General features: G+C 40.1%; 2 protein-coding genes. Both read left to right on the plus strand.

Going from position 1 to position 7,446, the window contains the following annotated elements:
* The coding region (locus tag EWV84_RS03000; protein WP_287076358.1) for a LamG-like jellyroll fold domain-containing protein at nucleotides 1-972 on the plus strand (972 nt) is incomplete at its 5' end.
* A 193-nt stretch (nucleotides 973-1,165) separates the two neighbouring features.
* Nucleotides 1,166-7,446: putative Ig domain-containing protein (locus EWV84_RS03005; RefSeq protein ID WP_287076359.1), on the plus strand; the 6,281-nt coding region annotated here is incomplete at its 3' end.

Below are 7,446 nucleotides of genomic sequence, written 5' to 3' on the forward strand. Positions count from 1 at the left end.
TTATCTAATGGTAATATAGTCGTTCGGATCTGGAATAATGAAGTAATTGCTAGTAGTGGACTCAATTTAGCTGATGGAAAATGGCATCATGTCGCTCATGTTTTTGGTGCATCGGTAGGGGGTCAACAAATTTATGTTGATGGTCAATTAGTAGCAACAGGTTCTAAAACTCAATCAGATTTTGGTAGTCAGGATAAAATAGTTGTTGGTTATTCGGCTGATTCTGGTTACTTTAAGGGAGAAATTGATGAAGTCAGAGTTTGGAATGTAGCTAAAACTCAATCTCAAATTCAGGCTAATCTCAGTCAAAAACTAACAGGCAACGAGCAAGGATTAATCGGTTATTGGAATCTTAAAGAAAATTCAGGAAATACCGTTTATGACTTAACAGCTAACAAAAATAATGGCACATTAATTAATGGAGTACAAAGAACCATTGATAGTTCTATCGCAGTTCCTCAAATTGTCGATGGACAAACTAATCTTATCGAAAGTAAAACAATCGCAAACCTCCAAACCCTCCGCCTAGAAACCGCATACCTAACCTTACAAGCACAACAAAATCCAGACAAGGTACAGAATTATTTAACAGAATATCAAGTTATTCAAGATGGCAATTTATCAATTTTACCTAATGTATCATTTAACTTTATTAATCAGGCGCAAGGATTGAAAACTGGATATTGGGCAAATGAAAATAACTCAGAACAATTAATAGGAGACTTTAATGGGGATGGTAAAGATGACATTGTTAATTTACAAAGTGATGGTATTTCTAACAACTGGATAGCTTTATCTAATGGTAACGGTACGTTTAACTTAAAAGGAGCATATATTACAACTGGTTCTAATAATAGTCAAGAAACGGGTTTAATTGCTGGTTTTTGGAGCAATGAAAATAATTCAGAACAATTAATAGGAGATTTTAATGGAGACGGAAAGGATGATATTGTTCGTTACAACTGGTTCTAATAATAGTCAAGAAACGGGTTTAATTGCTGGTTTTTGGAGCAATGAAAATAATTCAGAACAATTAATAGGAGATTTTAATGGAGACGGAAAGGATGATATTGTTCAAAGCACAAGGATTAACCGCAGGATTTTGGGCAGATGAGGCACTTCTAATAATTGGATTGCTTTATCTAATGGAGATGGCTCTTTTAAATTGATTCCCAAAGCACAAGGATTAACAGCAGGATATTGGGGAAATGAAAATAACTCAGAACAATTAATAGGTGACTTTAATGGAGATGGTAAAGATGACATTGTTAATTTACAATCTGATGGCACTTCTAATAATTGGATTGCTTTATCTAATGGAGATGGTACTTTTAAATTCCTCAATTATTCTCAAGGATTAACAGCAGGATATTGGGGAAATGAAAATAACTCAGAACAATTACTAGGTGACTTTAATGGGGATGGCTTAGATGACATTGTTAACTTACAATCTGATGGCACTTCTAATAATTGGGTTGCGTTAACTAATAATCGAAAAGCAGAAGCAGAAAACATTCTCCTTAACCAATACTACCCCGAACTCAATAACACAGCCACCCTCGCCACCCTCCAACAACAAATCAGCGACCAACAAACCCAAACCCAACAACAAATTGACCAACTCAAAAACAGCATCAGCCAAAAACAAGCTGAAGCCGCCGCTTCCATTTCTCAAGCTGATTGGTATCAAGAAAAATCCGCCTTCTATTGGGAACAAAGCCGCAAACAAGGACCCACTTGGAACGAATACCGAGAATCTAGAGGACGTTCTGGACGCAGTGAAACCGTTACAGTCACCCACGTTGACCACAACTGGATAATCTGGGACACCTACACCAAACAAGCCACCGCCCTCCGACAACACGCCGACCAACTCCTCAAAGGAGTCCAAACCGACACCCTCAACAAAGACACCACCACCACCATCCTCGACCAATGGAACAAAGCCAACACCGTCGCCAATGAAGCCGCCCTCAGCCAAACCGAATTTATCCACCTCCTGCAACAACTCGAAGCCGAAAGAAAACTCAGCGAAGATAAAATCGCCCAAATAAACGACTGGGAAAAACTCCTCCCCATCCTGCAAACCCAACTGCAACAGGCAACCCAAGACGCAGCCACCGCCACCACCAACACCCAAAAAGAAACCAGCGAATATCAAACCAGCAAAGACAACTACCTAAACGCCCTCAACAGCGTCCTGCAAAAACGCGCCGAACTGCAAACCCAAACCCAACTCCTGCAACAAGACATCACCGCCGCCAAAAATTGGGCAATCCAACAAACCACCGACCTCGCCGACGAACTTACCCAAGCCCAAACCCTCATCACTCAACTCCAAAGCCAACGGCAAACCATCGCCCAACAACTCACCACCGCCACCGGAGACAATAAAGACACTTTACTCACCCAACAAGCCCAATTAGACCAATCTATCCAACTTCTCACCCAAAAACAAACCGTCCTCACCGCCCAACAAGCCACCCTCACCCAAAAACAAACCCTCCTCTCAACCCAAGAACAGGTACTCCTCACCCAGTATCAACTCCTCGATGCCACCCTCGCCAGCCCCGACAAAGACACCAGCACCCTCGAACAACAACTCACCGACACCCGAAAAACCCTCGCCGAAGTCCAAAAACTGGCAGAACAAGCCGAAGCCAGCAGCCAAGCCCTTACCGCAGTCATGGAAGACCTGCAAGCCTCCCTCTTGCTGCAAAACGACAAATATCTCTCCGCCATCAAAGACAAACAACAGGCACTCAAAGGACTACTAGAAGCCACCGAACTCGAAAAAAACTACACCCTTCAAGCAACTACTAAACGCCAAACCCTCAACGGCATCGAAAGCCAACTCCTCACCATCCTCAAACAAGCCAACGATGCCGGAAGCCAAGAAGCCGCCAAACTCCTCGAAGTTGCCAACGCCAACAACATGGCTACGGCTGCCGAACTCTATTACAAAGACTATCGAGACTTAGCCAGCGATAAAGGTGGCGGTTGTTCGGGAGGAATCGCCCGCCCGGAAGATTTACTGTTAGCCGACAAATATTATGCCCAAATGCAGGAATATCGGCAATTACAACAACAGGCACAACAACAAGCCAGCCAGTTTACCGCCCTCCGTCAAGCCGCCGAAAGTCAAATTACCCTCTTAGACGGACAAAAAGCCCTCGCCACCCAAGAATTGGCACAACTTCAGCAAAGTATTGGCAACTCTCAAGAAGCGATTGAGGCCCATAAACAAGAAATTGCTGTTGCCGAATTTCGCATTGATGCCCTGTCCCAACTCAAAGACTGGACAAATCAAACTTTATTGCAAGTCCTTTCCGTTGAAAAATTCAATTTGGCACAGGCACAATTAGAACAGGAAATTGCCGAAAAACGCGGTCAATTGATTGATGATGCTGTTGCTGCACAGTTAGAAAAACAACGGTTAGATATTCAAAGAGACCGTCAAATTGCTGTTACTAAACTTGAACAACTAAACCAGCTTAATACCGAAGAAGCTCTACAGCAAGCGATTAACAACCTCCGCACCGATTTAGGCATTAATCCCATTGAAAATATCATCACCCAAGCTGACTATAAAGGACAACTCGCTGGCATCTTAGCTGATTTAGATGCCCTCAAACAAAAACAGCCCAACTTACCCAGTGAATTGCAGAGCATATTAACAGCAACTCGTCAAGATATTAATGCAGCTTTACAGGGGAAAGAAGCGGCAACTATTCAGGATAATTTACTGAAGACAGTTGATGGTTTAATTGAACAAAATAATAAACTGAACGCAGAAATTACTAAATTAGACCAAGAAGAACAGCAATATTTAGGCATTCTGAAACAATCAGAAACCGACCTAAAAGGTGCGAGTAAAGCTCTTTATGATGAGATTCAGAAGACAGGAGTATTAGACCAAGAGAAAACATTACTCAATCAGCAGAATTTAGAGATACTTTATAAGATTGGTTATGCTCAAGGTGCGGTTGAGTTATCCGATGATTTGGCACGACAATCTCAACAGCTTTTGAGTCAGATTATTGAGGGGCGAGTTAAAGAAAGAGAAATCAGAAAGAAAGCTTTTGTCAATGAAGTTTTGGGGACTGCTGCTTTAGTTATTGCTATTGCTGCTACCGTCATAACAGCAGGTGCTGCCTTATCTGCCTATGCAGGAGTGATTGCCGCCGGAGGAACTACCGCAGCAGCATCCACAGCAGCCACAGCAGCCATTGCTGCAAACGCAAGCATTGTGACTACATTACAAACGGTCGGAGCCTCTTTAAGTGCCGTTCAATCTGCTTATAATGGAGATTGGGCGGGTGCAGTTTTCCATGCAGCAATGGCTTTTGCCAGCTATGAAATTAGTGATATTAATAGCGAACTAGCCAAGAATCCTAAAGTTATTGAAACCACCAAAGCAATTGATGTTGCCAAAGGTGCAAAAGATTTTAACTTAGTTAGTGACTTAACCCAGAAATTAGAACTCTTAAAATATGAATTATCCCCTAGCTTACTTAACCTAACCAGATTCCAAACAGTCGCCCAAGGAGCTTACTCATCCTATCAATATGTCAAAACAGGAGATACGACTCTCGCCTTATTATCTGGAGTTCAATCCTTAGCTAATGCTGCATCTCTTGGCATTAAAGACATCACAAAATTAAATCAAGCTTCTGATATTCAAAAATTCTTTATTACAGCAGGACAAGTCTCTCTTGTAACTGCCCAAGGTATCAAAGCAATTGAAAATGGCAACTGGTTAGATGCGGCTAATGCAATCGGTAAAATTGCCGGACAAATTGACAAAAACTTTGCTCTTGGATTAGGGGACGCAGGGAAAAAAGAATTGATAGATTTGACGGGATTAAAATGGGAAGAAATTCAAGACTTTGGTAAATTAAGTTCAGCCTTATATCAAACTATCGATAATAAAGATTGGATCAAAGCTATTCAAACAGCAGGTAAAGCAATTAACCTTGTTGATGATAGTTTATTGGGGGTTGACTTAGGAACTGAAGCCCATAAATCCATTAAAGATTTAACAGGTTTTGAATGGGCAGAAGTCGAAACTATCATTCAATCGGGAGTTAAGCTTGAAATTGCTGTCAGAGAACGTAATTTAGAAGCAATTACTCAATCTGTAAAAAGCATTGTAAATGTCTGGATTACTGATGAGAAACTCAAAATTGAGGCACAAAAAGTAACAGGACTTTCTTGGGAAGAAATCCAACGAATTACCCAGACAGGAGAAGCCATTAATAAAGCCATTGAAAAAGGAGATACAGCAGCTTGGATTAAATCCAGTAATGAACTTCTGGGAATTTGGCAAGGTAATCAAACCCTACAAACCTTCTTAAAGTCTAACTTGAATTTAGACTGGAAAGATTTCCAACAAGTTGTTAAAGCAGGTCAATCTATTGCCATAGCTACTGATAAGCAAAGCGTTGAACAATGGGGACAATCCCTCAAACAAGTTCTCAATATTTGGTATGATGACGATACTCTTAAGAACAAATTAACAACCGTATCAGGACTTTCTTGGGAACAAATTCAAAAGACAGAGGAAACCATTTCAACCCTTAATAAAGCCTACGAACAAGGTAATACTTTAGCTTGGATAGAAGCTAGTAACAAAATCCTCAAACTTTGGGAAACAGATAAAATCTTAGCCAATAAAATTAAAGTCAATACAGGCTTAGATTGGCAAGATTTTGAGAAGATTGTTAAAGCAGGACAAGCAACTGCGATCGCTATTGACAGTGAAAAGTTAAAAGATTGGGGACAAGCGATCAGAAAAGTTTCTAATATTTGGGCTGATGATGCCACATTAAAAAGCAAAATTGAACAAGCAACGGGACTAACTTGGTCACAACTCAATAAACTAGAAAACACTGTTCAGGAACTAGATAAAGCCACTCAAAATAATAATACTCAATCTTGGATTACTGCCAGTGATAATATTTTAACAATCTGGAAAACCGATCCTAGTTTTGCCAAAAAACTCAAAGAAGTTACCAGTTTAGACTTTACCGACTTAGAAAAAATCGTCAAAGCAGGTCAAGCTTCTGCGACAGCGATTGACAGTCAAGAACTCGCTAAATGGGGACAAGCCATCAGACGAGTGGCTAATATTTGGGTAGATGATAATACCCTAAAATCTACAGCAGAAGACCTCACAGGGTTATCTTGGGAGAAACTTCAAAAACTAGACAAAACTGTACAGGCAATTAATACTGCCATAGACAAAGATACAACCCAAGACTGGGTAAATGCCAGTGATGCAATTCTAAAGATTTGGAAAGATGATCCCACTTTAACCCAAAAACTCAAAACCTATACCGACTTGAATTGGCAAGATATAGAAAATATAGTAAAAGCTGGTCAAGAAACAGCTAAAGCAATTGACCAACAAACACTAGCGCAATGGGGAAATGCCATTAAGAGTGCTGTTAATATTTGGGTAGATGATAATACTCTCAAATCTCAAGCTGAACAAGCAACTGGACTTACCTGGTCACAGTTACAAAATCTTGGTCGTACCAATCGATTGATCCAACAAGCAGCCAACACAAATGATTTAGAAACATGGAAAAAATCAACCGATGAAATCCTCAATATTTGGAAACAAGACACAGTTTTGACTCAGAAACTCAAAGAAAAAGCAGGAATTGAATGGAAAGATATTGAATATATTGTTAAATCTGGTCAAGCGATCGCAACCGCATCTCAAGATCAAACCTTAGAGAATTTGACAGCAGCTATTGAACAGATCGTATCTATTGGCGATCAAGATCCTCAACTTAAAGAGAAAATCAGAAGTATTTTTGAACTGGAATGGCAAAAACTAGAAGCAATTAGTCAAAAAAATCAACAAATACAAGCAGACTTAGCCCAACAGCAACAAGAAAACTGGGTCACAACCAATCAGGAATTGATAAACATCTTGGAGAAGAATGATGCTCTTATTCAAGGAAATCTTGCTCCCATTATCATTAACCCCATTCCCAATCAAACAGCAACTACTAATAAATCATTCACTTTCACTGTTTCTGAAACCACTTTCACAGACATAGATAAAAATGATCTTCTAACTTATTCAGCAACAGATGTGAATGGTAATTCCCTACCTAAATGGTTGTCTTTTGATCCCAAGACAAGAACTTTTAGTGGAACTTCTAAGGATACAACAAGCTCTAGTCTCGATATTAAGCTTGAAGCAAAAGATACTAAAGGATTGTCTTCCAGTAACGTTTTCACACTTACCATTAATGCCATAAGCAATGCTACTATAGAAACCTTCGGTAACACCAAATTAGTCAAAGACACAACTAATAAACTTTACACCCAAATTGGCAATAATAACCCCATCGCCATCAATATAAGTGGGACTCAGATTACCACAAATATCTACCCAGGTTGGCAAACTCTAGCAGCAGAAACCGTCAA

The sequence above is a fragment of the Microcystis sp. M_QC_C_20170808_M3Col genome, from assembly GCF_007095505.1.
GTDB lineage: Bacteria > Cyanobacteriota > Cyanobacteriia > Cyanobacteriales > Microcystaceae > Microcystis.